The following is a 24,787-nucleotide window of genomic DNA, read 5'->3' as shown; positions in this document are numbered from 1 at the left end:
CTCTCGTGTCATTCCCTCACTTTGAGAGCCGCTTGAAGTTTCGATCCCCCGCCATGAACGCCTCCAGCATGTGCGGGATCAGCGTCGTGGCATCGACCGCCTCGCCATACGCCTGCGCATGCAGCGCGGCGTAGCGGTCGAGATCGGCTTTCAAGCTGGCCGGGCAAGCGAAGGTCAGCTTGACGCTTTCGGTCTTGGGTAGCGGCCCCAGCCGCAGTTTCTTGGTCGTGCTCATCGAGAAGTCCCCTTGTTGAAGAACAGCGGCTGATAAGGCCGTAGCACCAGATCGCGGTTGACGATGATGCGCACCGGCAAGCCGGGGCGGCTGGTCAGCGTGGGTTGGATGTTGAGATTGCGCCGGGTCACTTCCTGGCCGACCTGGTTCACGGTGTCCTGCAGGCTGTCGCGCCCGGCGATGATGACGCGATCGCCGTCCTGGCGGTTCTCAGGTGCAGCCAGTTCGGCACCGACACCCAGCAGCGTGGTCAGCACGGCACCTGCAAAGATCCGATCCCAATGCCAGTCCACGTTGTCCTCCAGACCGGCATAGCCTGCCGGGTCGGTGCCGATCAGGTTGTCGAGCGTGAGTGATGACGTGTCGGGCAGGATGATGCGATTCCACACCACCTGCACGCGGCTCTGGCCGTAGCTGACCTGGCTGTTGTACTTGCCCAGTATGCGAGATCCCTGCGGGATCAGCAGGAACTTGCCAGTGGCCGTGTCGTAGATCGGTTCCGTCACCGTGGCGATCACGTCGCCCGGCAAGTCGGACTTGATGCCCGTGACCAGTGCCCCGGCAATGACCGTTCCGGCCATCACCTGATACGGCGAGGTGGGCATTTGCAGGTTGCCGGAGTTACGGGTTTCCGTAGAACCGCCTGTCAGGAACGCCTCTTTCTGGTCTTGCCGGTTCTGCACGGCAGTCGGATCAGCAGGCTGGGCCGCCGTCGAGGCCGGGCCAGCGGCCAGTGGATCGAAAGCGGCATTGGCGGCGAAGCCCGGCGCGGCAGCGACTTGCGACTGCGCCACGGGCGCGGCCTGCGGGGAGCCGGTGCGGAAGAACACCGTTGAAGCTGCCGCCGCTTCTGCTTCCTTGTGCAGCGCATCGTTGGGGTCGTAGCCGGGCGCGGCATAGGTGGCGGCGACCGGCTGCTGCGAATTGACGATGGCCGGCCCCAGATCACCCGGTAGCGGTGGCCCCAGCTCCGGCACGTCGGGCGGCAGCGCTGGCAACTTGGAATAGTCGGCAGGAAGTTGGTCGAGGCCTTCCGAGCGCGATACACGATCCACGTTGTACAGTTCGGTGGATTCGCCCGCGCCGCGTTGCTGCGGTTGCAGTGACCAGATCAGCGCGCCCATCACGCCAACCGACAGGCCGCCAGCGAGGATGGCCAGCGTGCGTCGGTTCAGACGCGTGACCGGGCGCGGTTGGGCGCGCAGCGCCACCGCCTCGGGTGCCATCTTGTCCGCCTGCGGCGTGGCAAGGTCGGGAGTGTCGTCCTGGCTCATGCTCAGTTCCTCCCGGCAATGCCATCGGTGCGCTCGATGCGCACTACATCGCCCTTGTCAGCGCCCAGGCGCAGTTCGGCCGCACCGAACAGGCGATCCACGATGTAGTACGGCGAGCGGAAGCGATAGTTCACCAGTTGCCCGTCGCCCTGTGCGCCGATGACGAACAGCGGCGGCAGCTCGCCCTGGGCGATGCCTGCCGGGAACTGGATATAGACCTTCTCGCCATCATCAAAAGCGCGCAGCGGTTTCCACGATGGATTGCTGCCGCTGATTGCATAGCGAAAGCGGATGTTATCCAGCGACAAGCCTGCATCGACCGGCGCGGCAGCGTTGGCGGCTTGGGCTTGGCGCCGCAAGGCCAGCATTCGGTCTTTCGGGTAGTCCCAGGACACCGACGCCATCCATGCCTTGTCGGTCGAAGTCAGTTCCAGCAGGTACGTCCTGCGGCTGGTGGTAATGACCAGATTGGTCTTCAAGCTGGAACGGATAGGCTTGACCAGCACATTGACGCGCAGATCGGCCCCGCTGCCGCTGGAGGTGTCACCGACGATCCAGCGCACGGTATCGCCCGCAGCGACCGTCACCAGTTCCTCGCCAGGCTGGAGCGCGATCACCGTCACGCGACCTACTGACGCATAGACCTGGTACAGCGCGCCATCGCTATACGGCCAGACCTGGATCGCATTGACATAGCCTTCGCGCGTCGGAGCCACCCGTGCCTCGGCATTGGCTTTCGAGACACGTACCGTCTCATCAGCCGGTTCAGGCGCAGGCTTCGCATCCTTTTCCTCCGGCACTGGCTTCAACTGCTCAGGCAATGGCAGTGGCTCTGCAATAGTGACCACCTCGATCGGCACAGGCATTTCCGGCAAAGGCTCCGCCTGTACCGGCTCATCCAAGGAAATCACTGGCGGGGGTTTGCCCTGCGTGGCGCAGCCGGCCAAGGCCAGCACGACAAGCGGCAAAGCGTAAAAACGGAAAGGCACATTCATGGCTTCACTCCTTCAGACGAATCCAGTTCACGGCTCCACGACAGGCCATTGACGTAGATGCCCAGCGGGTTGCGGCGCAGGCGTTCTTCGGTGCGCGGGGTCTGCTGCACGATGGACACCACCGCCGTCCATCGCTCCAGCCCGGCCGCCGCGCCATTGACGTAGCGGCGTTCCATCCAGCGCACGTTGAACGACGCATCGCTGGCGCGAACCACGCTGGTGATCTGTACCGTTACCGACTCTTTGCCGATGCGGGCGAACGGGTCATTCACCCGCGCATAGTCGTTAAGCACCGCCGCGCCTCGGTCGGTGGTGTAGTCGTAGGCATCGAGCCAGTTCTGGCGCACGACGATGGGGTCGATGGACAGTGAGCGCACCAGCGTCACGAACCGCGCGATATGGTGTGCCGTCTGCGCATCGGTGGGCCGGTACGGCGTGGCCGCTTCGCCCACGGTGCGCACCTGGCCGGACTGATCGACTTCGATGACATAGGGCGTGACGATGGATTGGGCCGAGCGCCACACCAGGCCACCGGCCATCAGCAGCGCGAGCACCAGGCAGCCGAAGGCCATCAATCGCCAGTTCTTGGCCTGCACGCGGGCCGAGCCGATGCGCTCGTCCCACACCTGGGCAGCGGCTTGATACGGGGTGGCAGGCTGCGGCGTATCGGCATAGCGCACCTGCGGTCGTTTGAATCGCATGGGGTTCTCCTTGAAAGTCAGCTATCGGAATCGCGCAGGCTCGGGCCTTGGCCCGAACCGCCGCCGTCGCCACCGCGCAGCGTGTGCGCGGCCGTGGTGGTGGCCTGGGTGAGTCGTTGGCGGCGTTGCAGGCGCTTGGCCCAGCTGGGTTGTTCCTGCTTCTGCGTGTTGGCCGTGTCGCCAGCGGCATCGCCTGTGGTGGCCTGCCCGGAGCTGGCAGCGCCACCGCCTGAGCCACCATCGGTGCCGGAGCCTTGCCAGCCTGCTTTGAATGGCGCGGCCGCCTTGGCTGCCGCCGCTTTGATGCCTGCACCGGCGCGCTGGCCAGCGGCCTGTGCGCCGCCCTTGGCGACACTGCCCAGTCCAGCCATCGCGCCTTTGGCTCCGCCGCCCGCAGCGGCAGAACCGGCCTGGAAAGCCGACTTCGCGCTGCCAGCCGCCGAAGTCGCGGCCCGCGCGCCAGCCCCGGCGAGCTTGGCGGCAGCCGGTGCCATGCGCGCTCCGGCCATCACGGCACCGCCCACGCCGGTGGCGGCGGCACCTACGGCAACCGCCGCGCCTGCGGCACCAATCGCAGCACCGGCCATCGCGCCTGCGCCAAGCTGCGGTGCACCGGATACCAGCCCGGTGGCAATGCCCGGCCCGAAGATCCCCAACGCCAGCAGCGTGAGCGAGGCCAGCATGATGACCACTGCATGGTCGATGGACGGCTCGGCCGGATGCACCTGGAACTCGGCAAACAGGCCCGAGCCGATGCCGACGATGACGGCCAGCACCAGCACCTTGATGCCCGAGGACACCACGTTGCCCAGCACCTTCTCGGCGAGGAAGCTGGTCTTGTTCCACAGCGCGAACGGCACCAGCACGAAGCCCGCGAGCGTGGTCAGTTTGAACTCGATCAGCGTGATGAAAAGCTGGATCGCCAGCACGAAGAAACACAGGATCACCACCGCCCAAGCCAGGAACATGACCACGATGGGCGTCATGTTCACGAACACTTCGGGGAAGCCCGCCATGTCGCTGATCTGCTCAAGGATCGGCGCTGCCGCGTCGATGCCGGTCTTGGCCAGGCGTCCCGGTTGCAGGAATTCGCCCATGCTCATCGTCGAGCCGCTGGCCGTCAGGCCCAGGCCCGCGAACGAGCGGAAGACAATGCTGGCCAGCCAGTTGAAGTTGTTGATGATGTAGGCGAAGGCGCCGACGTACAGCACCTTGCGCAGCAGCTTGGCGATCACGTCCTCGCCCTGGCCGGTGGCGTGGCTCATCGCCCAGTACAGCCCGGCAATCGTCATGTCGATGACGATCAGCGTGGCCGTGAGGAACGCGACTTCGCCCTGCAGCAGCCCAAAGCCCGAGTCGATGTAGCGCGAGAAGGTAGCGAGGAAGCGGTCAATGACCGTCACGTCATTCATGGCGGCAATCCGTCAGTTGCCGTAGAAATCCACGCGCTGCGGCGTGTACGGCGTGCCATCACCCAGGAAGCGGCGCGTCACTTCACGGCCACGCTCGACAGCCGCTGCTTGGCGTGCCAGTTCCAGCGCGGCGGCGCGTTCCTGCGTGATCTGGAGTTGCTGCGCCTGGATGGACTGCTTGGCCTGCAAGGCCAGAAGCTGGTTGGTCGCCTGCATGGCTTGCAGCGCGCCGGTGGCGGACTGACTTTGGCTGACCAGATCGGACAGTGCGCTTTCGTCTTTTGCCAGGTTCTGCGACACCTGCGCCTGCATCCGCATCGCGGTATGCAGGCCATTCAAGGTGTTCTTCCAGCGCTCCTGCGCGTCGCGCACCATCTGGTCGCCGCTGACAGTCGCGGCGTACTGCTCCGGGTACAGCCGGGCGAAGGTCGCATCCATGCTCTGCACGTCGTAGGCCAGGCCGCGTGCCTCCGCGATCAGGCGTTCGGTCGTGGCGAGCGTCGAGCGCAGGCGATTGACGATGTTGAAGTCCAGATTCGCCAGATTGCGCGCCTGGTTCATCAGCATCTGTGCTTCGTTCTGGAGTTGGTTGATCTGGTTGTTGATCTGCTCCAACGTGCGCACGGCGGTCAGCGTGTTCTGCACGAAGTTGGACGGGTCGAACACCGTCAGCGCGGATGCGGGCTGAACGATTAGCAGCGACACCGACAGCACGGCGGCAAGCGAGACAGACAGCAGACGGGGCTTGGTCTTCATGGCAAGTTCTCCTGTGGTTGGGAAAGAAAGGAAGTGGCCGCCGGTGCGGACGGCAACAGGTCGGCCGCCCAATCGAGGCCGCGATGACGTAGCCAGGCACCGGCAAAGCCAGGTGTGCCTGCGTCCAGCAGCATGCGATCCATGTCGCGTTGGTCTTGTGGGGTGGATGCCCCGGCGAAGGCCAGCGTGGTTGGCCCCAGGTCGAGGTCGAACAGGCGATTGCCCAGACGCGATTGGTAGTAGTAGTCCCGCTTGGGCTGCGCGGTCGCCACAATCTCGATCTGGCGAGAGTTCAGCCCAAAGCCTTCGTAGATCGTGCGAATCTGCGGCTCGGTGGCCTGCGGGTTGGGCAGAAAAATCCGGCTCGCGCAGCTTTCAATCACCGCCGGTGCAATGCTCGAATCCTTGATGTCGGCCAGCGACTGCGTGGCGAACATGACGCTGACATTCTTCTTGCGCAGCGTCTTGAGCCACTGGCGAATGCGGGCGGCGAACACAGGGTCATCGAGGAACAGCCAGGCTTCATCGAGGATCAGCAGCGTGGGCGCGCCGTCGAAGCGTTCATCGAAGCGGGCGAACAGGTAGCCCAGCACGGCCAGCACCGCCGCCTTGCTGTGCATCAGTTCTTCCATCTCGAAGCACTGCACGCCGCCGGAACCCAGGCGGTCGGCATCGGCATCCAGCAGCTTGCCGTGGGCACCGCCCAGCACATAGGGCGCAAGCGCCTGGCGCAGTGCGTTCGATTGCAGCAGTACCGACAGGCCCGTCAGCGTGCGTTGCTCCGCTGGCGCACCGGCCAAGCTGCCTAGTGCCGACCAGATCGCAGCCTTCTCGTCCGGGCCAATGACGACACCTTCATGCAACAGGCGGCCTTCCACCCATTCGGCGGCCCAGGTGCGGTAGCCCTCCTGGTCGATGCGGGCCAATGGCTGAAAAGCAATCGCCCCGTCATTGCCGAGGTCGTAATGCTCGCCGCCCAGCCCGAGGATGGTGGCGTGCATCGAGCGGCCCATGTCGAAGGCGAAGATGCGCGAGCCGGGATAGCGGCGAAACTGCATTGCCAGCGTGGCGAGCAGCACCGACTTGCCCATGCCGGTTGGCCCGGCGACCAGCGTGTGGCCCACATCGCCGATGTGCGTCACCAGCCGGAACGGCGTCGCGCCATCGGTGCGGGTGACGATCAGCGGCGGGCCATCCAGATGCGCGTTCTTCTCCGGCCCGGCCCACACGGCGGACAGCGGCATCATGTGCGTCAGGTTCAGCGTCGAGACGATGGGCTGGCGCACATTCGCGTAGGCGTTACCGGGAATGGACGACAGCCAGGCATCCACCGCGTTCAAGGTTTCGGGGATGGTGACGAAGCCGCGCCCCTGAATGACGCGCTCTACCATGCGCAGCTTCTCGTCGGCCACGGCAGGGTCGGTGTCGAGCACTGTCACGGTAGCCGTCAGGTAGCCGAAGGCCACCTGATCGCTGCCCAGTTCTTGCAAGGCGGCGTCTGCATCGGCGGCCTTGTTGTTGGCGTCGGTATCGACCAGCGGGCTTTCCTGCTGGAAGATCGTTTCACGCAACAGCGCGACGACATTCTTGCGCTTGGCGAACCACTGGCGACGCAGGCGTCCAAGCTCTTTTTCCGCTTCGGCTTTGTCGAGGCAAAGGAACCGGGTTGCCCAACGATAGCCGAAGCCCAAGCGGTTGAGGTCGTCCAAAATCCCCGGCCAAGTCGAGGTCGGAAAGCCTCGCACCGACACCACGCGCAGGTGCTGATCGCCCAGCATGGGTGCCAGACCACCGACCAGCGCGGAGTCGGCCAGCAATGCGTCGATGTGGAATGGCACCTCGGGTACGCCGACGCGGTAGCGCCGCGTGGACACCGTGGCGTGCAGGTAAGTCAGTGTCTGGCTGTCATCGAGCCAGGCAATCTCCGGCATCACGCCGTCGAGCAGGTCGAACACGCGATCCGTTTCCGCCACGAAGGCTTCCAGCCGACCCTGCCAGTCCACGCCATCGCCCGGCGCATTCTCATAGAGCATCTTGGCGGCACGGGCGCGGGATTCTTCTGGTGGCAGGTAGGCCAGCGTCAGGTGATAGGCGCTCTCGTAGTGGTGGCCGGATTCCTCGAAGGCTGCACGGCGTTCTTCCTCCACCAGCCAGGACAACGGCTCGGGGAAATCGGAACGTGGATAGCCCGCCGCTGCGCAGCGCTCGGCTTCGATGAACAAGGCCCAGCCCGACCCCAGGCGGCGCAGTGCGTTGTTCAAGCGTGCCGACGTGGCGATCAGCTCGCCTTGCGTGGCGCTGTTCAGATCCGGCCCGCGAAAATGTGCCGTGCGCTGGAACGAGCCATCCTTGTTCAAGACGACGCCCGGCCCGATCAGCCCGGCCCAGGGCAGCCAGTCGGCCAGCAGTGCGGGCCGCTGGCGGTATTCGGCAAGGTTCAGCATGTCGGCACTCCCCTATGCGTCCAGCAGCGGCTTGTGCTTGATGTGCCGGGCGAAGACCTGCATGAACTGCGGATCGACGCGCGCGCCCCAGACCGCCAGCGAATGGCCGGCGATCCAGAGCACCACGCCGGGAATCCACAGTTGCAGGCCCAGCCCGACGGCGGCGGCCAGCGTGCCGTTGGCAATCGCCACGGTGCGCGGCGCACCGCCCAGCAGGATCGGCTCGGTCAGCGAGCGATGCAGCGGCACTTCAAAGCCCGGAAGATCGGTGGCCGTGCTCATACGACGGCCCCGCCGGAGAAGCTGAAGAACGACAGGAAGAAGCTCGAAGCCGCGAAGGCGATGGACAGGCCGAAGACGATCTGGATCAGCTTGCGAAAGCCGCCACTGGTATCGCCGAAGGCCAACGCCAGGCCGGTGGCGATGATGATGATCACCGCGACGATGCGGGCTACCGGCCCCTGGATGGATTCGAGAATGGATTGCAGCGGGCCTTCCCACGGCATTGAGGAACCGGCGGCCTGCGCCGTGCCCGCCAGCAACAGCATCAACACCGCGAGCAGCAACCCTTGTCCTGCGGGTCGGGCCAGGCGATGCAAACGCGCCAGCATGGGCAGCGGGGAAAGCGGGTTTACAGAAAGACGGAAAGCATCAACGTGCGTCATGGCAGTTCTCCAGGTTGTTCAGGGATCGAGGAAGGCGTAGCGGCAGCGGCTGTAAGAGGAACCGGCGGCAGCTCGGGAAACGGTGCTTCCAGCGCATCCGCCAGGCGGTAGCCCGCGCCGTCGAAACCGACGACGCGGGAAATGGTTTCGACGTGGCGCTTGCGGCCGCGGCCTGCGATGTGGATCACGACATTGACCGCCTCGGCGATCAGGGCGCGGGGCGGATTCACCGCCACTTCGAGGATCAGTTGCTCCAGGCGCAGCAGCGCGCCCAACGCGGAGCCGGCATGAATGGTGGCGATGCCGCCGGGGTGGCCGGTGCCCCAGACCTTCACCAGATCCAGCGCTTCGCCGCCGCGCACTTCGCCGACGATCACGCGGTCGGGCCGCAGCCGCATCGTGGCCCGCACCAGCTCGGTCATGGACACGACGCCGGCGCGGGTGCGCAGCGGCACATGGTCGCGGGCCGCGCATTGCAGTTCGATGGTGTCTTCGAGCACCAGCACGCGGTCGCCGGTGGCGGCGATCTCGGCCAGCAAGGCATTGGCCAGCGTGGTCTTGCCGGTGCTGGTGCCTCCGGCGATCAGGATGTTGTGCCGCTCGCGCACGGCATGACGCAGAAACTCGGCCTGCCCAGTGGTCAGGATGCCATCGGCCACATAGCGATCCAGACCGATGATGCTCACGGCACGCTTGCGTAGCGCAAAGGCCGGGCCGGGTGCGGCGGGCGGCAGGATGCCCTCGAAGCGTTCGCCGGTCTCCGGCAGTTCAGCGGTCAGCAGCGGTTGGCCGCGATGCACCTCCGCGCCGACGTGGGCAGCCACCAGCCGGATGATGCGTTCGCCATCGGCTTCGGGCAGTTCGACGCCAAGCGGCATACGGCCAGAGGACAGCCGATCCACCCACAATGTCCGGTCGGGGTTGAGCATCACTTCCACCACGTCCGGGTCTTCCAGCGCAGCGGCGATCACCGGCCCCATCGCCGTGCGCAGCATCTGGATGCGGCGATCCTGGGATGCTGCAGCGGATGAGCGCGGTTCGGGCGGGATTTGAGGAACGGCACTCATGACGCACGCTCCGCAGTGCGTTCATGGGCGGCGGCCATCGCGGCCGCGTCATCCATGCGCATCTCGAACTCACGATCCTGGGGATGCAGTTCTTCCACCACGTCCCGTACCAGGCTGCGGCCACGCAGCAGGTGGCGGCCTAACTGTTCGACGAACTGCTCGAAGCGCGCCTTGCCCTGCGCGCGAGCCGCATCCTGATGGGCTTCGGGCACCGGCGTGCTGACGGTCAGGTAGTAGCGGACGAATAGCGCCAGCGTCTCGATCTGGATGTTCTGGTCACGCTCCAGGCGCTCGGCCTGCCGCGACAGGCGATCCAGTCGTTTGGCGATGGCGGCCTCACGCTGGTCGCCGGCATCGGGTGACAGCCAGGACGCCAAGGCAGCGGCGACGATGCTGGACTTTGACACGCCTTTCTTCGCGGCCAGCTCGTCCAGACGCTTGGCGTGCTCGTGCTGGATGAACAGGTTCAATCGGTATTGGCTCATATGTCGATTCCGTCGTTGGGGTCGAGAGATGCCAGCCGCGCCGTGCGTTGCAGGGCGGGGTCGAACTGGTCGGGAAGCAGCGGGGGCATGTCGTCGTCATCGAGCAGCGCCAAGTCGCTGGGCGTGTAATCGGGTTCGGGGTCGTAGGCGACGGTTTCGGACAGCTCGGGCTGACGGCGGGGGCCGCCGTCGTCGGAGCCACCCAGGTCATCGGCAGATGCCGTGGCCTGTGCCGCAGGCACGGCCGGGATCGCCAAACCGCTCCAGTCATCGGGACGTGCAGGCGGCACATCGGCATAGCGGCCTGCCGTTAGCGCAGGCGGCGGCAGTACCCGCTGCTTGAAATTGGCATCAGCGTAGTAGCGCAACTTCTTGGCCTTGATCGGCGCGACGCTGGACACCATCACCACTGATTCGTCTGGCGCAAGCTGCATGACTTCGCCGGGCGTCAGTAGCGGCCGCGCCGTCTCTTGGCGGGACACCATCAGGTGGCCGAGCCACGGCGCAAGTCGATGGCCTGCGTAGTTCCGCTGCGCACGCAGTTCGGTAGCCGTGCCCAGCGTTTCGGAGATCCGTTTCGCCGTGCGTTCGTCATTCGTGGCGAAGGTCACGCGCACATGGCAGTTGTCCAGAATCGAATGGTTCTGGCCGTAGGCTTTGTCGATCTGGTTGAGCGACTGGGCGATCAGGAAGCTGCGGATGCCATAGCCCGCCATGAAGGCCAAGGCCGTCTCGAAGAAGTCCAGACGTCCCAGCGCCGGGAACTCATCGAGCATCAACAACAGTTTGTGGCGGCGTTGGATGCCGTCACTGCCATCCAGCGATTCGGTGAGCCGGCGCCCGATCTGGTTGAGGATCAACCGGATCAGCGGCTTGGTGCGGCTGATGTCCGAAGGCGGCACCACCAGATACAACGACACAGGGGATGCAGACGCGATCAGATCGGCGATGCGCCAGTCGCAGCGCGACGTGACTGCGGCCACGGTCGGATCACGGTACAGGCCGAGGAACGACATGGCGGTGCTCAACACGCCGGAACGCTCGTTGTCCGACTTGTTGAGCACTTCGCGGGCGGCGGACGCGACAACGGGATGCGGTACATCTCCAAGATGCCGCGTGGTCATCATCCGATGCAGCGTCAGCTCGAACGGGCAAGCCGGGTCACTGAGGAAGTTCGCCACGCCGCGCAGCGTCTTGTCCTCTCCCGCGTAGAGCACATGCAGGATCGCGCCGACCAGCAGCGCATGACTGGTCTTCTCCCAGTGGTTGCGCTTCTCCAGCGCCCCTTCGGGATCGACCAGGATATCGGCGATGTTCTGCACGTCGCGCACCTCGTGCGCGCCGCGCCTCACTTCCAGCAACGGGTTGTAGGCCGCCGAACTGGCATCGGTCGGGTTGAACAGCAGGCAGTGGCTAAATCGACTGCGCCAGCCAGCGGTGATCTGCCAGTTCTCGCCCTTGATGTCGTGGATGACGGCGGATGCCGGCCAGGACAGCAGCGTCGGCACCACCAGGCCCACACCCTTGCCCGAGCGCGTGGGCGCAAAGGTCAGGACGTGTTCCGGCCCTTCGTGCCGCAGGTAGTGGCCGTCATGCTGGCCGAGAAAGACGCCGGCGGGCTGCGTCAGCCCGGCCTTGCGAATGTCGGCGACATCGGCCCAGCGGGCCGAGCCATAGGTCGTCACTTTGCGCGCCTGGCGCGAGCGCCACACCGACATGGCGATGGCGACCACCACGGCCAGCAGGCCGCTGCTCGCCGCGATCATGCCGCCGGTGTCGAACACCTGCGGCGCGTAGGCGTCGAAGAAGAACCACCACTCGAACAGCTTCCACGGGTAATAGACCGGCGTGCCGTGGAAGTCGAACCAGGGCGGGCCCAGGCGTAGCTGGTAGCCCAAGGCGGCGGCGGTCCATTGCGTGGCACCCCACACACCGGCGATCACGATGCCGAAGACGGCGGCGATCTGCCCGAACAACACGCCCTGAGCTTGCATACCCTGGCCTCCGATTTCTCCTGCGCTGATTCCCCGTGGAAAACGCGGCACAAAGGCGTGCCGCAGGCGTCAGGATCGGTGCCGGTTCAGTGCCGGTCAAAGACCGTTATCGGCAGCAAGGTGATGCAAAAAGCATGGTGTCATGCAGAGGCGAAACCAGTAAAAACGCCGCAGGCGTGAGCGCGCGGCGGCGTGTCGAGAAAGAAAAATCAAGATTCGCGGCAGAAAGCCAACAATCAGAACTTCGGCGGCGTGTAGGGCGTGTTTCCATAGCCAAAGAAGCGCTTGTTCGTCGCCTCGGCCACCCGGTTGCACAGCACGTCTCCCATCGTCGGGCGTTCGGTCTTGCACTGGCGGCGCAGCTCCCTCAGGCGCGCAGGATCTGCGACCAGCTCTTCCACGGTCGGTACATTGGTTGCCTGTTTCGGTGTTTCGGACTGGCCGCAAGCGGACAGCGCGGCGACCAACAGGAATGGGGCGATCTGCTTCATGGTCATGACTCGACTTCCTCTTGGGAATCGGGTTCAAGGGGGGGCGTGGCTCTGATGCCGTCCGGCGATTCGATGGCCTGCACACGCTCGATAAAGCGTGACAGCACGTCCGAGGATCCACCTTCCCGGTGCAGCACATAAGTGGTCAGCATGGGTGAGCGACCCGCCAGCGGCCGAGCCACAATCCCAGGCTCACGGCTGCCTGCGATATGCGGCGCTCCGGCTAGGCCCAGCGCAAAGCCCGCCGACACTAACGCCATCATCAAATCGCACGAAGCCACACGTTCGGCAATCAGCGGCTCCATATCTATCCGGCGCAGTACGCGCTCGACTTGGCGAGCATGGCCTTCGCATACGTGCGGATCGCACAACACCAGCGGATAGCGCAGCACTTCTTCCAGCGGGATGCGCTTGTGCTTCAAAAGCGGATGACGTGCAGGAACCGCCACCATCAGCGCATCGCTCCAAACGGCTTCGGCAGTGATGCCTTCTCCAACTTCATCGGACTGGGCAAAGCCCACGTCGTAAAGGTCGTCATGCAGTCCCTTGATCTGCTGCGACAAGGGTACCTCGAACAGGCGAATCTCGACTTCGGGTTCTTCCTGCCGACACAGCGCCAGCAAGGACGGCAGGCGCGAGGGCGTGATGCCGTCGGACAGTGCGATACGCAACTGACCGTGGAAGCCGTTGGTGGCTGCATTCACGCTATCGCGCGCCTGCTGCAAGGCGGTGAAGATGCGCGGCACATGCTCCAGAAACAGCTTGCCCGCCCGTGTCAGCCGCGTGCTGCGGCTGGTACGAATGAACAACTGTTCGCCCAGGCTCTCCTCCAGCTCCTTGATAGTGCGCGACAGCGGTGACTGCTCGATGTGCAGCCTCTCCGCCGCGCGGGCGAAATGTAGTTCTTCGGCGACAGCGAGAAAGCAGCGTAAGTGTCGAATCTCCATTTCGCCTCCTGTTGTCAGTACAAAGGCCGTTTGAGAGTCGCAGCGTTGTAGCCGCTCATCTCACCGAGTTCATCCAGTTCAGGCCTGTCGCCGCTTTTGTGGCGCTGCGCGACTGCCTCGCCCTGCGGTCCGGGCAAGGCGTGTGACCAGCCGCCGGCCAGCGTCTTGTAGACCGCCACCAACGCCGTCGCCCTGCGGGTGGCGCTTTGTGCCAGCAAGTCTTCGGACTCCAAGCGTGAACGTTCGGCCTCCAGCACATCCAAAACATGGATGGCGCCGCCCTCAAATTGCAGGCGAGCCGTCTTGGCTGCCCGGCGGCTGGCCTCGGTCGCCTGTACCAGCATGGCGTACTCGGTCTGCGCGCGCGATAGGCGTACCAGCGCGTTCTCGGTTTCTTCCATGGCGCGCAGCACCGTGCGCTCGTATACCGCCAAGTTTTCGGCAGTGGCTGAATTGGCCGCCGCGATGCGCGACCGCACCCGGCCCACGTCTAGGAAGGAACCACCCACACCGAGCGAGATCATTCGCGTTTCACTATCACGCTCGAACAACGAACCAAAGCCCAACGCCTGCGTGCCGATCAGCCCTCCCAACGTAAAGCGAGGGAACAGGTCTGCCATGGCTACGCCGATACGCGCAGTGGCCGCAGCCAGCCTACGTTCTGCCGCAGCCACATCGGGACGGCGACGCAGTAGATCGCCCGGTGCACCGGCGTTGATCTGGGCGGGCAGCTCAGGCAAGGCTGCGGGGTGATCCAGCACTTCGGCCATCGCCGCAGGCGTGCGGCCAGTGAGCACGGCAATGCGGTGGGCGGCCACAGCAGCCTCAGCTTCAAGCGGCGGAATGCGCGAGCGTGTCAGCGCCAATTGCGTGCGGGCGCGGTCGGCATCGAACGACGTGCCCCGGCCGTTCTCGAACAAGACCTCGATCAGCCGCAGCGTATCGGCTTGGTTGATTTCGTTGTCCCGCGCGACCTGTAATTGCACTTGCAAGCCGCGCAAGCGGAAATAGGCGTCGGTCAACTCGGCCACCATAGCCACTTGTACGCCCGCCAGGTCGGCTGCGCTGGCCTCGGTCTCGGCGCGCTGCGATTCCACGCTGCGCCGCACTCGGCCAAAGAAGTCCAATTCCCAGATCACGGATAGGCCAGCCGAATGCAGATCGTTATCCCGGTCGGAGCGGGACGCATCCGGTGCTTGTGCAGCACTGGCGCGCTGGGTACTGATTTCACCGGACGCGCCCAGCGTCGGATAGTAGTCTTGGCGACGTTCGCGCGACAGTGCGCTGGCTTGCTCGTAGCGCGACAGTGCTATGCGGATGTCGTGATTGGCGTGAAGAGCATTCTCCACCAAAGAGTGCAGCACCGGGTCATCCAGTTCCCGCCAGAATTGCGCATCGGCCTCCGGTACAAGCTGGGACACGGCAACGGGGTCTTGGCGGGCATACGTCACTGCCTGGGGCGCGGCAGGTGCCTTGTAATTCGGCCCTACTGCGCAAGCTGCCAGCGTCAACGCCACCAAAGGGAGCAGTACCAGATGTGGCATCCGACGTAGGCATGGTCGGATGCGGGATGGCGTTTGAAGCATGACGGAATCAGTCCTTGTGGAGTCAGACATGGGTGGCCTCCATGGCGACATTTGCCTGGCGACGTGGCTTGCGCGTCGCGAGCCTGCGTAACGCGACGTAGAAAACAGGAGTCAGGAATAAACCGAACAAGGTCACGCCGAGCATGCCGGCGAACACAGTCACTCCCATAACCTGGCGAATCTCCGCGCCTGCGCCGGAACCGACCATCAGCGGCACCACGCCAGCGATGAAGGCGATGGAAGTCATGATGATCGGGCGCAGACGAAGGCGTGATGCCTCCAGCGCGGCATCGAGGATGCTGTGCCCCTTGCGCTCAAGTTCACGGGCGAACTCCACGATCAGAATGGCATTCTTGGAGGCCAGACCAATCAGCACTATCAAGCCAATCTGCACGAAAATGTTGCTGTCACCACCCGCGAGCCACACGCCCGTCATGGCCGACAACAGGCTCATGGGCACGATCAGGATGACGGCCAGCGGCAACGTCCAGCTTTCGTACAGTGCCGCCAGCACCAGGAAGACCAACAGTACCGCCAGCGGGAACACCACCAGCGCGGTATTGCTTTGCGTGACCTGCTGGTAGCTGAGGTCGGTCCACTCCAGTTGCATGCCTGGCGGCAGCACCTTGTCTGCAATGGATTGCACTTGCTGCAATGCCTGCGATGACGACACCAGACGCGGATCTGACTCACCAATCAGGTCGGCAGATGGATAGCCGTTGAAGCGGATGACGGGATCGGGGCCGAATGTCTTGCGCACGTCCACCATGCTGCCGATGGGCACCATGTCGCCATTGGCGTTGCGGGTGCGCAGTTTGACCACGTCCTCGACAGAACTGCGGAACGGTGCGTCCGCCTGAGCCATCACCCGGAAGGTGCGGCCAAAGCGCGTGAAGTCGTTGACATACGCCGAACCCAGGTACACTTGCAGCGTATCGAAAAGATCGGTCACGGCCACGCCCTGTGCCTTCGCCTTGGTGCGGTCCACTACGGCGTCAAGCTGCGGCACATTGGCCTGATAGGAACTGATCGGATATTGGAATCCCGGTTCTTGCGAGATGGCCGTCGCCAGCTCGGTGGTCGCCGTCTGCAATGCGGCATAGCCCTCACGGTTGCGATCCTGCACGTAAAGAGAGAACCCGGAACCCGCGCCCAGCCCCATGACAGGGGGCGGCATGATGGCAAAGGCCAGACCGTCCTGCTCCTGAGCGAAGCGCTCGTTCAACTGTTCCGCAATCTCGGTTGCAGTGTGCTTGCGCTCATTGATGGGCTTGAGTACGAAATACACTAGGCCGCTATTGGACGTGTTGGTCGACTGCAAGCCGTTCATGCCCGGGAACTGCACGGCGTTGTAGACGCCATCGGTCTTGAGCGCGATGTCGCTCACACGGCGGACCAGCGCTTCCGTGCGCTCCAGGGATGCACCCTCGGGTAGCTGGATGACACCGATGAGATACAGCTTGTCCTGCATGGGGATGAATCCGCCAGGGACGGCCTTGAACACAGCTCCCGTCGCCACCAGTAGCGCGATGTAGACGAGAAACACCGCACCACGCCGCCCGAGGATGCGCGACACGCTGTTTCCATAGCCATCCGCGCTGCGCAGGAAGAAACGGTTGAACGGCCGGAATATCCAGCCCAGACTGCGATCCAGCACCCGCGTGGGCAGGTCTGGCGCGGCACCATGCGGGCGAAGCAGGCGCGCGGCCAGCGCAGGCGACAGCGTCAGCGAGTTGATGGCCGAAATTACCGTGGAGATCGCAATGGTGACGGCGAACTGTTTGTAGAACTGCCCTGTCACGCCGGACAGGAATGCCATAGGCACGAATACCGAGCACAGCACCAGCGAGATGGCGACGATGGGGCCACTGACTTCGCGCATGGCCTGATGGGCCGCAGCCAGCGGCGCCAGCCCTTCGGCGATGTTGCGCTCGACGTTTTCCACCACCACGATCGCGTCGTCCACCACGATCCCGATGGCAAGCACGAGTCCAAAAAGCGTGAGCGTATTGATGGAAAAGCCCAGCATCAGCAGCACGGCGAAGGTGCCTACCACCGACACCGGCACGGCTAGCAGTGGGATGATGGAGGCACGCCAAGTCTGAAGGAACAAGATCACCACCAGCACCACCAGTCCGATGGCTTCCAGCAGAGTGTTGACGACCGCCTTGATCGACTGACGCACGAAGACAGTTGAGTCATACTCCACCGACCATTCCACTCCCTCGGGAAAGCGCTTGGCCAACTCGTCCATCTTCGCGCGGACTTGATCCGAGATTTCGATGGCATTGGCGCCCGGGGCTTCAAGGACAGAGATCGCGACAGCAGGCTTGTTGTTGAGCAACGACATCAGCGAGTAGCTGGATGCGTCCATTTCCACGCGCGCCACATCTCGCAGCCGGGTGACCTGACCCTGCGATCCGGTCTTGACGATGACGTCGCCGAACTCTTCTTCCGTCACCAGCCGGCCCTGCGCATTGATGGACAGGAGGAAGTCGCTTCCCGAGGGGTTGGGCGGCGCACCTAGTTGACCGGCCGAGACCTGGACGTTCTGTTCGCGCACGGCTTCGACCACATCGCCGGCGGTCATACCCAGCGCCGCAATTTTGTCGGGGTCCAGCCATAAGCGCATGGCGTAGTCGCCAGAGCCGTAGATCTTGGCATCGCCCACCCCCTGGATGCGTGCCAACTCGTCGCGTACATGGAGCACGGCATAGTTGCGCAGGTACAGCGCGTCATAGCGATCGCCCGGCGAGCGCAACTGCACGACCAGCGTTTCGTTGTGGGACTGTTTGACGGTCACCACACCTTGCTGGCGCACCGCTTCGGGAAGACGCGGCTCTGCCTGGGCGACACGGTTCTGTACCTTGACCTGGGCGTCGTCGGGATCGGTGCCAGGACGGAAGGTGACGGTCAGCACCAACACGCCATCACTACCGGCCACGGACTTCATGTAGAGCATGTTTTCCACGCCGGTGATGGATGCCTCCAGTGGTGCGGCTACCGTGTCGGCGATTTCGCGCGGATTTGCGCCAGGATACGTGGCGCGAACCTGTACGCTGGGTGGCACGACTTCCGGGTACTCGCTGACGGGCAAGAGCGGGATCGCGATCAACCCAACCACGAAAATGATGATGGACAGCACGGCCGCAAAAATCGGCCTGTCCACGAAAAAGCGGGCAAAGTTCATGATGGCTGGCTCTCCGCGCTCATTCGCTCGCCTGGGCGATTTGTCGGCCTGCAGGCGCCATTTCAATGTCCTGGGCCGTCACTGGCATGCCGACAGAAACCTTCTGGATGCCGTTGACGATCACGCGGTCGCCGGGATTTAGACCTTCCTCGACGATGCGCAGGCCTTCGGCCTTGCGTCCCAGCGTGATGTCGCGGCGCTGGGCGGTGTTGTTCTCATCGATCACATACACGTACTTGCGGCTCTGGTCGGTCAGGATGGCCTTGTCGTCGATCAGCATGGCCTCGAAACTGCCGCTACCCGGCAGGCGCACTCGGGCATAGAGGCCCGGCGTAAGCAGGCCGTCGGGATTGACCAGGGTGGCGCGTGCGCGGATGGTGCCGGTGGCCGCATCGACACGGTTGTCCACGAAGTCCACGTTTCCGGCGTGTGGATAGCCGTTCTCGCCGACCAGGCCCACCTGCACCGGGATACTTTCGCTGCGCTGGTCGGGGCGCTCTCCGTTGCGAGCCATGTGGGCGTAGCGCAGATAGGTACGCTCGTCGCTATCAAAATGCACGTGCACCGGGTTCAGCGAGACTACGGTGGTCAGGATGCTGGCCTGGCCGTCAGCACTCACCAAGTTGCCTGCCGTGACCAGTGCACGTCCGGCGCGGCCTGTGATGGGCGAACGTACCTGGGTGAACGACAGATCCAACTTGGCGGTCTCGACTGCGGCTTGGGCGAACTGCACGTTGGCTTGGGCCTGATCGGCGGCGGCGTGGCGCTGCTCCAACTCCTCGGTGGAGGCTGCTTGCAACGAAGCCAGCTTTTGAGCACGGGCCGCTTCGCTACGTGCCAGTGCGGCCTGCGTGCGGGCGCGGGCCAAGTCTGCTTCCGCGCGAGCCAGAGCAGCACGGTAACTGCGAGCGTCAATCTCGAACAGCACGTCGCCACGTTTGACGATCTGGCCCTCTTCGTAATTGACCCTGTCGATGTAGCCACTCACACGTGGCCGCAGCGCAACGCTTTCCACCGCCTCGACGCGGCCATTGAACTCATCCCATAGGACGATCTTGCGCACCGACACAGGTGCCACGCTGACCGTGGGTGGAGGGGCGGCGACCGCGTCGGCGGCGTCGCTATTGCAGCCAGCTAGGGACAGCGCCAGCAAGCTCGCCGCAGCTAACGGCAAGGCGCGGCGCCAGGAAGGCAGGACCGCAAGGTAAGGCAATGTGCTCATTGTTTTCAGTCTCGAAGGGATGGCGAAACCCGGTTGATAAAATTTGACATACGTGACGTATGCCATTTATCATCCACTCATACGCAACGTATGTCAATCATTTACATACACTTCTTATGTGAAAAATCGGAGGACGACCTAATGGCACAAAAGCGTGCAGAGATGATTGAGGAAACGCGGGCCAAGCTCATCAGTGCCGCCCGCGCTGCGTTCGCAACCGTGGGATATGCGGACAGTTCAATGGATGAGCTGACGGCCCAAGCCGGACTGACGCGCGGAGCGCTCTATCACCACTTCGGTGGAAAGAAAGGGCTGCTGGAGGCGGTCATCGCCCAGATTGATGCAGAGATATCTGGCCGACTGGCCGTCATCGTCGAGGAGGCGGAGTCCACCTGGGACGGCTTCGTTCAGGAGTGCATTGGCTACATCAAGATGGCCGTCGAGCCCGAAGTCCAGCGGATCGTCCTGCTGGACGGGCCAGCGGTTCTGGGCGATCCCTCCCAGTGGCTCTGCCAGAACGTGTGCATCGTGAACACGCGCCGCAGCCTCCAGAAGTTGATCGAGGAGGCAGTCATACGCCCCGTCGATCCCCTGGCGACGGCCCGCCTGATAAACGGGGCGCTGCTGGGCGCATCGCTGTGGATCGCCAGCGCAGACGACCCACGCGCCGCTTCCGAAAAAGCCGTGCAGGGATTTCTTGTACTGGTGGCGGGCTTGCGGCGGGACACCTCTCCCGCGCAGCCGTAACAACCCAAAGGTGCCGACCGGCAGGCCGGACTCTTTGACCCAGAAATATAGGAGTAATATTGAATGTCATCTCAACTCCAAGACGCTCTAGGCATGTTCGCCTTTCTCGCTATCGAGCTATCGGTTTTATTCATTGGCATTAGCTTGCTGGTCGGAGTTCTTCAACGTCACATCCCACCATCCAAGGTGGAAGCGTTACTGACTTCCAGTGGGAAGCGAGGCTATTTTCTTGCTGCTGGTTTAGGAGCTATAACGCCCTTCTGTAGTTGCTCGACTATCCCCATGTTGAAAGGGTTGATTCGGGCACGGGCCGGTTTTGGGCCGATGATGGTGTTTCTTTTCTCATCTCCGTTGCTGAATCCTATCGTCGTCGGCCTGCTGGTTGCCACGTTTGGATGGACACTTACTGCTATCTATGTGCTCGCCGCTTTGGTGGTCGCGGTAGGTGCCGGATGGCTGCTTCACACGCTTGGCTTCGAGCGTTATGTGCGCCGGACGGCGACACAAGAGAGCAGTGGATGTAGTTCATCAGCAAGCCCGTGCAGTGCTACATCGACCGCATCGAGTTGCGGCACCAACAGCTGCGACACCACTCCGAAGACGGCTTCTTGCGGGGCTGATAGGAAGACAACAGTCTCTACGTCTAGCGAATGCTGTGACAGTCAACCCACTGTCACGGTTAAGAAAGAAGGGAAGTACAGTGGTGTGTGGCGGGAAGCTTGGTCGGACTTTATCGATGTGTTGCCTTACCTGCTCATCGGTATTGCGATTGGCAGCGTGATCTATGGTTTCATGCCCACTGACTTATTGGAGCAGTATGCAGGCCCAGATAATCCCTTTGCCATTCCAGTTGCCGCTGTCATCGGCGTGCCGTTGTATATTCGCGCTGAAGCCGTCATACCTCTGGCAGCGGCTCTGATGGCCAAAGGCGTGGGTGCCGGGACGGTGCTAGCGTTTATCATCGGCAGTGCCGGAGCCAGCCTGACTGAGCTCATTCTGTTGCGCTCTTTGTTCACGCTGAAGCTTTTAGCGGCGTTTTTAGCAGTCATTTTTGCTATGGCGATGATTGCCGGTTACGCCACCTACCTGTTTTTCTGATCAAGGCGGGAGATGATTAATTCGTTAAGCCTTCCTGGGTACCAGTTGGTGGATTCTGATGAGCAGAATGAAGACATACATTTTCGGCTTGAAGCACCTACACCAGTAGCCTGCGAGGGGTGCGGCGTGCAGGGTGAGTTCGTGCGGTTCGGCAAGCGTGACGTTCCCTATCGTGATCTGCCCATCCACGGCAAGCGGGTCACTCTCTGGGTGGTCCGCCGCCGATACACCTGCCGGGCCTGCAAGACAACATTCAGGCCCCAGCTACCGGAGATGGTGGACGGATTCCGTATGACACTGCGGCTGCATGAGTACGTGGAGAAGGAATCCTTCAACCACCCCTACACCTTTGTGGCGGCACAGACCGGCCTGGACGAGAAGACGGTGCGCGACATCTTCAACGCCCGCGCCGAGTTCCTGGGGCGCTGGCACCGCTTCGAGACGCCCCGCATCCTGGGCATTGACGAGCTATACCTGAACAAGCGCTACCGCTGCATTCTGACCAACATTGAGGAGCGAACCCTGCTCGACCTGCTGGCCACCCGCCGCCAGGACGTGGTGACCAACTACCTGATGAAGCTGAAAGACCGGCAGAAGGTCGAGATCGTCAGCATGGACATGTGGAACCCCTACCGGGCAGCGGTCAAGGCTGTGCTGCCCCAGGCCCGTATCGTGGTCGATAAGTTCCATGTGGTGCGCATGGCCAACGATGCCCTAGAGAGAGTGCGCAAGGGCCTCAGAAAGGAGCCGAAACCGTCCCAGAGCCGGACTCTCAAGGGAGACCGGAAAATCCTGCTGAAACGCGCTCACGAAGTCTCAGACCGGGAGCGCCTCATCATGGAGACCTGGACAGGCGCGTTCCCGCAACTGCTGGCCGCCTACGAGCACAAGGAGCGCTTCTACGGCATCTGGGACGCCACCACACGGCTCCAGGCAGAAGCCGCCCTGGACGAGTGGATAGCCACCATCCCGAAGGGCCAAAAGGAAGTCTGGAGCGATCTGGTCAGGGCAGTGGGAAACTGGCGCGAAGAGACCATGACCTACTTCGAGACGGACATGCCCGTCACCAACGCTTACACGGAGTCCATCAACCGACTGGCCAAGGACAAGAACCGTGAAGGGCGCGGTTACTCCTTCGAGGTGATGCGGGCACGAATGCTCTACACCACGAAGCACAAGAAGAAGGCACCGACTGCGAAGGTCTCTCCTTTCTACAAGAAAACCATCGGTTACGGACTGCCGGACTTCGCAGAGGAACAACCATTAAATCCGTATACCCGTATTTCTCAATGTCCCGTTTTTTGGCGACGTGGGTCACATCCATGACCTGTGGCCATTCATGGGCTACGTCACGGCACAGACGTCGCGCATCGCGCTCGCAACTGGCAGCGTCATCACCACTCTGCGTCATCCCTTGCTTGTGGCCAAAGCAGCAGCCTCGATCGACCGCTTGTCAAATCAGCGCCTGGTGCTAGGTATCGCCACGGGTGATCGGCCAACAGAGTTCCCGGCCTTCGGTCAGACAATGGATGCGCGAGCCACGTTGTTCCAAGAAGCATTGACTGTGTTGCGTCAAGCCTGGCGTGAGGACTTCCCGGAAATCTCCACGCCCCGAGTGAACTTGTCGGGTGCAGATACGCTGCCGAAACCGGCGTTGAGAGACATTCCCGTGATGGTGACTGGTCATTCACGCCAGTCGGTCGAATGGATTGCCGAGCATGGGGATGGCTGGCTTTACTATCCCCAAAATATCGCGCAGCAAGCCATGACAATCAAGAATTGGCGGTCGCTGACACCAAGATTCAAACCCTTCACGCAATCCTTCTATATTGACCTGTCGGAGAATCCCGATGAACCCCCGTCGCCCATCTTCCTCGGGTTTCGGGCTGGTCACCGATTCTTTACTGACTACTTCAGCCGCTTGCGCGATATTGGGGTTAATCATATTGGCCTCAACCTGAAATACGCGACACGTCCGGCGCATGAGATTGTTCAGGAACTTGGCGAGCATGTCGTACCGCACTTTCCGGCGCACGCTACTGCCCATTTGGAGGAGGCGCAGGATGCTGCACGGTCATAAAATTTTTGCCTGGGATCTCGCTTTTACTTCTTCGGCTGGTACCTATGCCTTCGATGTCCAATGCGAAATGCTGGCTGACATCGGTTATGACGGCCTGACCTATGCCGTCTGGTCAGGGAGCCGATGGGAAACCGCAAAGCGTCTATCCACCGTGAAAGATCGTTTCGGTTTGGAGGTCTTTAGCGTGTATGTGGTGATCGACCTGGATCAGGGCCCACAGCATCCCATCAACGCAGGACTCTTGCGGATGCTTGAGGAGATGGAAGGCGTGAAGGCTGTCAATCTTGGAATCAGGACGGCAGGCCACGGTTCAAATCATCGAAAGGCACCGGACGACAAGGTATTGCAGGACTTCCTTGGTCGGGCACTTGAGATTTGCGCACGGCGCGGAATTGACATCCTGCTGTATTTTCATCTGGGCTTCTGGATGGATCATTACTCCATTGCGGCACAGATCTGCTCGGTCGTGAACCATCCGAATCTCGGCATCGTGTTTCCAAGCTATCACTGGTATGGCTACGAAACCAATGCAGGCAGCCCGACGGAGGGCTATCAGGCAGTAGACCCGACGCCAGCGTTAATGGCGTCAACACCCTTCATGCGGGAATTGACTCTCAGCGGCGCAACCCGCAGCCCACTTGGCTGGAGTCGTATTGCCACTTTCGAGGCGCTCGATGCAGGAGAACTCGACAACTTCGCACTTCTTGGACTTGCCAAGTCGTTCGGTTATACCGGCCCCGTCGGCTATGACGGCACATTGGTCGGGGGGAATCCATACAGCACGCTCAAACGCTCCTATGACGCGATGGACGAGATGTTGGGTTTGCTGACAAAGCACCCTGGTTGGGCCAAGCGTGAAACGCACCCGTAACCTATGATTGAGCACACCTACATGTCCCAACACCCTTTGATTGCTGCCCAATTGAGGCAGGCGATGCGCGGCGTGGCCTCCACGGTGACGCTAATCACGTCGATCGCTCCCGATGGCCACGGACACGTAATGATCGCCAGTTCATTCACATCAGTCTCACTGGAGCCGCCCACGGTTCTAGTGTGCATTGGTCAGCAAACCCGTATCCATGGGCCGCTGCTGGCTGCTCGACGATTCTGCATCAATGTACTCCGCGCAGAACAGGAGGTACTTGCGGTGCACTGCCGTAGCGCCACGGGGACCGACCGTTTCGATCATGAAGCCTGGCGATTTGATGAAGTCAATGGGTTGCCCTATCTGCAAGGGGCGCAGGCTTCGCTGTTCTGTGAGCTGATTGAACACCATGCAGTCGGCACCCACTCGGTAATGCTGGCCAGTGTCGAGCGTGTGCTCACATCTGCATATGCCGATCCACTCGTCTATCTGGATGGCCGCTTCCGGGCCATAGATCCAACCCGTTGAAGATA

General features: G+C 62.6%; 23 protein-coding genes. 6 read left to right on the top strand and 17 right to left on the bottom strand.

Features of this window, described 5'->3' with window-relative positions; translation table 11 throughout:
• Positions 1 to 16 precede the first annotated feature (16 nt).
• The 17 genes from IE168_RS11390 to IE168_RS11310 all read right to left on the bottom strand — a co-directional run bounded on the left by IE168_RS11390 (position 17) and on the right by IE168_RS11310 (position 19,464).
• Positions 17 to 235: a DUF2274 domain-containing protein gene (locus IE168_RS11390; protein ID WP_189498320.1), complete on the bottom strand. Its 219-nt coding sequence runs from the start codon at positions 233 to 235 to the stop codon at positions 17 to 19.
• Positions 232 to 1,509 (bottom strand): TraB/TrbI/VirB10 family type IV secretion system protein, encoded by a 1,278-nt coding sequence (locus IE168_RS11385; protein WP_009398074.1) that lies wholly within the window; start codon positions 1,507 to 1,509, stop codon positions 232 to 234. The genes IE168_RS11390 and IE168_RS11385 overlap by 4 nt, the downstream gene beginning before the upstream one ends.
• A gap of 2 nt (positions 1,510 to 1,511) precedes the next feature.
• Entirely contained in the window at positions 1,512 to 2,504 is a 993-nt protein-coding gene (gene trbG, locus IE168_RS11380; protein WP_189498318.1) for a P-type conjugative transfer protein TrbG, read from the bottom strand.
• Positions 2,501 to 3,205, bottom strand: coding sequence for a conjugal transfer protein TrbF (gene trbF / locus IE168_RS11375; protein ID WP_022960598.1), 705 nt, complete (start codon positions 3,203 to 3,205; stop codon positions 2,501 to 2,503). Before trbF ends, trbG begins: the two co-directional genes overlap by 4 nt.
• A gap of 17 nt (positions 3,206 to 3,222) precedes the next feature.
• A complete protein-coding gene (gene trbL / locus IE168_RS11370; protein WP_189498316.1) occupies positions 3,223 to 4,617 on the bottom strand; it encodes a P-type conjugative transfer protein TrbL in 1,395 nt (464 codons plus the stop codon).
• Positions 4,618 to 4,629: 12 nt separating this feature from the next.
• Complete coding sequence (trbJ, locus tag IE168_RS11365) at positions 4,630 to 5,373, bottom strand: P-type conjugative transfer protein TrbJ (protein ID WP_004350802.1); 744 nt, start codon at positions 5,371 to 5,373, stop codon at positions 4,630 to 4,632.
• Entirely contained in the window at positions 5,370 to 7,817 is a 2,448-nt protein-coding gene (gene trbE, locus IE168_RS11360) for a conjugal transfer protein TrbE (RefSeq protein ID WP_189498314.1), read from the bottom strand. The genes trbJ and trbE overlap by 4 nt, the downstream gene beginning before the upstream one ends.
• Before the next feature lie 12 nt (positions 7,818 to 7,829).
• Positions 7,830 to 8,099: a VirB3 family type IV secretion system protein gene (locus tag IE168_RS11355; RefSeq protein WP_003462917.1), complete on the bottom strand. Its 270-nt coding sequence runs from the start codon at positions 8,097 to 8,099 to the stop codon at positions 7,830 to 7,832.
• On the bottom strand, positions 8,096 to 8,482 hold the full coding sequence (locus tag IE168_RS11350) for a TrbC/VirB2 family type IV secretion system protein (RefSeq protein ID WP_022960600.1): 387 nt from the start codon (positions 8,480 to 8,482) through the stop codon (positions 8,096 to 8,098). The genes IE168_RS11355 and IE168_RS11350 overlap by 4 nt, the downstream gene beginning before the upstream one ends.
• Entirely contained in the window at positions 8,479 to 9,477 is a 999-nt protein-coding gene (trbB, locus tag IE168_RS11345; RefSeq protein ID WP_425490158.1) for a P-type conjugative transfer ATPase TrbB, read from the bottom strand. Before trbB ends, IE168_RS11350 begins: the two co-directional genes overlap by 4 nt.
• Positions 9,478 to 9,545: 68 nt before the next feature.
• The gene (locus IE168_RS11340) at positions 9,546 to 10,034 is read right to left on the bottom strand and encodes a ribbon-helix-helix protein, CopG family (RefSeq protein ID WP_008294937.1); all 489 of its coding nucleotides are present in this window, start codon (positions 10,032 to 10,034) and stop codon (positions 9,546 to 9,548) included.
• Positions 10,031 to 12,028, bottom strand: coding sequence for a conjugal transfer protein TraG (locus IE168_RS11335; protein ID WP_189498310.1), 1,998 nt, complete (start codon positions 12,026 to 12,028; stop codon positions 10,031 to 10,033). The genes IE168_RS11340 and IE168_RS11335 overlap by 4 nt, the downstream gene beginning before the upstream one ends.
• Positions 12,029 to 12,264: 236 nt before the next feature.
• Entirely contained in the window at positions 12,265 to 12,519 is a 255-nt protein-coding gene (locus tag IE168_RS11330; protein ID WP_024718240.1) for an EexN family lipoprotein, read from the bottom strand.
• A 2-nt stretch (positions 12,520 to 12,521) separates the two neighbouring features.
• On the bottom strand, positions 12,522 to 13,466 hold the full coding sequence (locus IE168_RS11325) for a LysR family transcriptional regulator (protein ID WP_004350822.1): 945 nt from the start codon (positions 13,464 to 13,466) through the stop codon (positions 12,522 to 12,524).
• Positions 13,467 to 13,480: 14 nt separating this feature from the next.
• Positions 13,481 to 15,010, bottom strand: coding sequence for an efflux transporter outer membrane subunit (locus IE168_RS11320; RefSeq protein ID WP_022960603.1), 1,530 nt, complete (start codon positions 15,008 to 15,010; stop codon positions 13,481 to 13,483).
• Positions 15,011 to 15,074: 64 nt separating this feature from the next.
• Positions 15,075 to 18,242 carry an efflux RND transporter permease subunit gene (locus IE168_RS11315; RefSeq protein WP_022960604.1) on the bottom strand — a complete coding sequence of 1,056 codons (3,168 nt, stop codon included), beginning with the start codon at positions 18,240 to 18,242 and terminating at the stop codon, positions 15,075 to 15,077.
• Positions 18,243 to 18,261: 19 nt separating this feature from the next.
• Positions 18,262 to 19,464: an efflux RND transporter periplasmic adaptor subunit gene (locus IE168_RS11310; protein WP_008294933.1), complete on the bottom strand. Its 1,203-nt coding sequence runs from the start codon at positions 19,462 to 19,464 to the stop codon at positions 18,262 to 18,264.
• A 141-nt stretch (positions 19,465 to 19,605) separates the two neighbouring features.
• Here IE168_RS11310 and IE168_RS11305 point away from each other — a divergent pair, with 141 nt between their 5' ends.
• From IE168_RS11305 to IE168_RS11280, 6 genes are all read left to right on the top strand, one after another.
• Positions 19,606 to 20,211, top strand: a complete 606-nt coding sequence (locus IE168_RS11305; RefSeq protein ID WP_023047514.1) for a TetR/AcrR family transcriptional regulator — start codon at positions 19,606 to 19,608, stop codon at positions 20,209 to 20,211.
• 63 nt (positions 20,212 to 20,274) lie between these two features.
• Positions 20,275 to 21,309: a permease gene (locus IE168_RS11300; RefSeq protein ID WP_009586987.1), complete on the top strand. Its 1,035-nt coding sequence runs from the start codon at positions 20,275 to 20,277 to the stop codon at positions 21,307 to 21,309.
• A 12-nt stretch (positions 21,310 to 21,321) separates the two neighbouring features.
• Positions 21,322 to 22,635, top strand: coding sequence for an ISL3 family transposase (locus tag IE168_RS11295; protein ID WP_229823437.1), 1,314 nt, complete (start codon positions 21,322 to 21,324; stop codon positions 22,633 to 22,635).
• A 13-nt stretch (positions 22,636 to 22,648) separates the two neighbouring features.
• Positions 22,649 to 23,389 carry an LLM class flavin-dependent oxidoreductase gene (locus tag IE168_RS11290; protein WP_021204041.1) on the top strand — a complete coding sequence of 247 codons (741 nt, stop codon included), beginning with the start codon at positions 22,649 to 22,651 and terminating at the stop codon, positions 23,387 to 23,389.
• On the top strand, positions 23,373 to 24,260 hold the full coding sequence (locus tag IE168_RS11285) for a sugar phosphate isomerase/epimerase family protein (RefSeq protein WP_004350834.1): 888 nt from the start codon (positions 23,373 to 23,375) through the stop codon (positions 24,258 to 24,260). Before IE168_RS11290 ends, IE168_RS11285 begins: the two co-directional genes overlap by 17 nt.
• A 3-nt stretch (positions 24,261 to 24,263) precedes the next feature.
• Positions 24,264 to 24,782 carry a flavin reductase family protein gene (locus tag IE168_RS11280; protein WP_004350836.1) on the top strand — a complete coding sequence of 173 codons (519 nt, stop codon included), beginning with the start codon at positions 24,264 to 24,266 and terminating at the stop codon, positions 24,780 to 24,782.
• Positions 24,783 to 24,787 lie beyond the last annotated feature (5 nt).

It is taken from the genome of Luteimonas padinae, assembly GCF_014652935.1.
Lineage (GTDB): Bacteria > Pseudomonadota > Gammaproteobacteria > Xanthomonadales > Xanthomonadaceae > Luteimonas > Luteimonas padinae.
The sequence above is the reverse complement of the archived record's forward strand: the minus strand, read 5'-3'. Positions and strand labels throughout refer to the sequence as shown.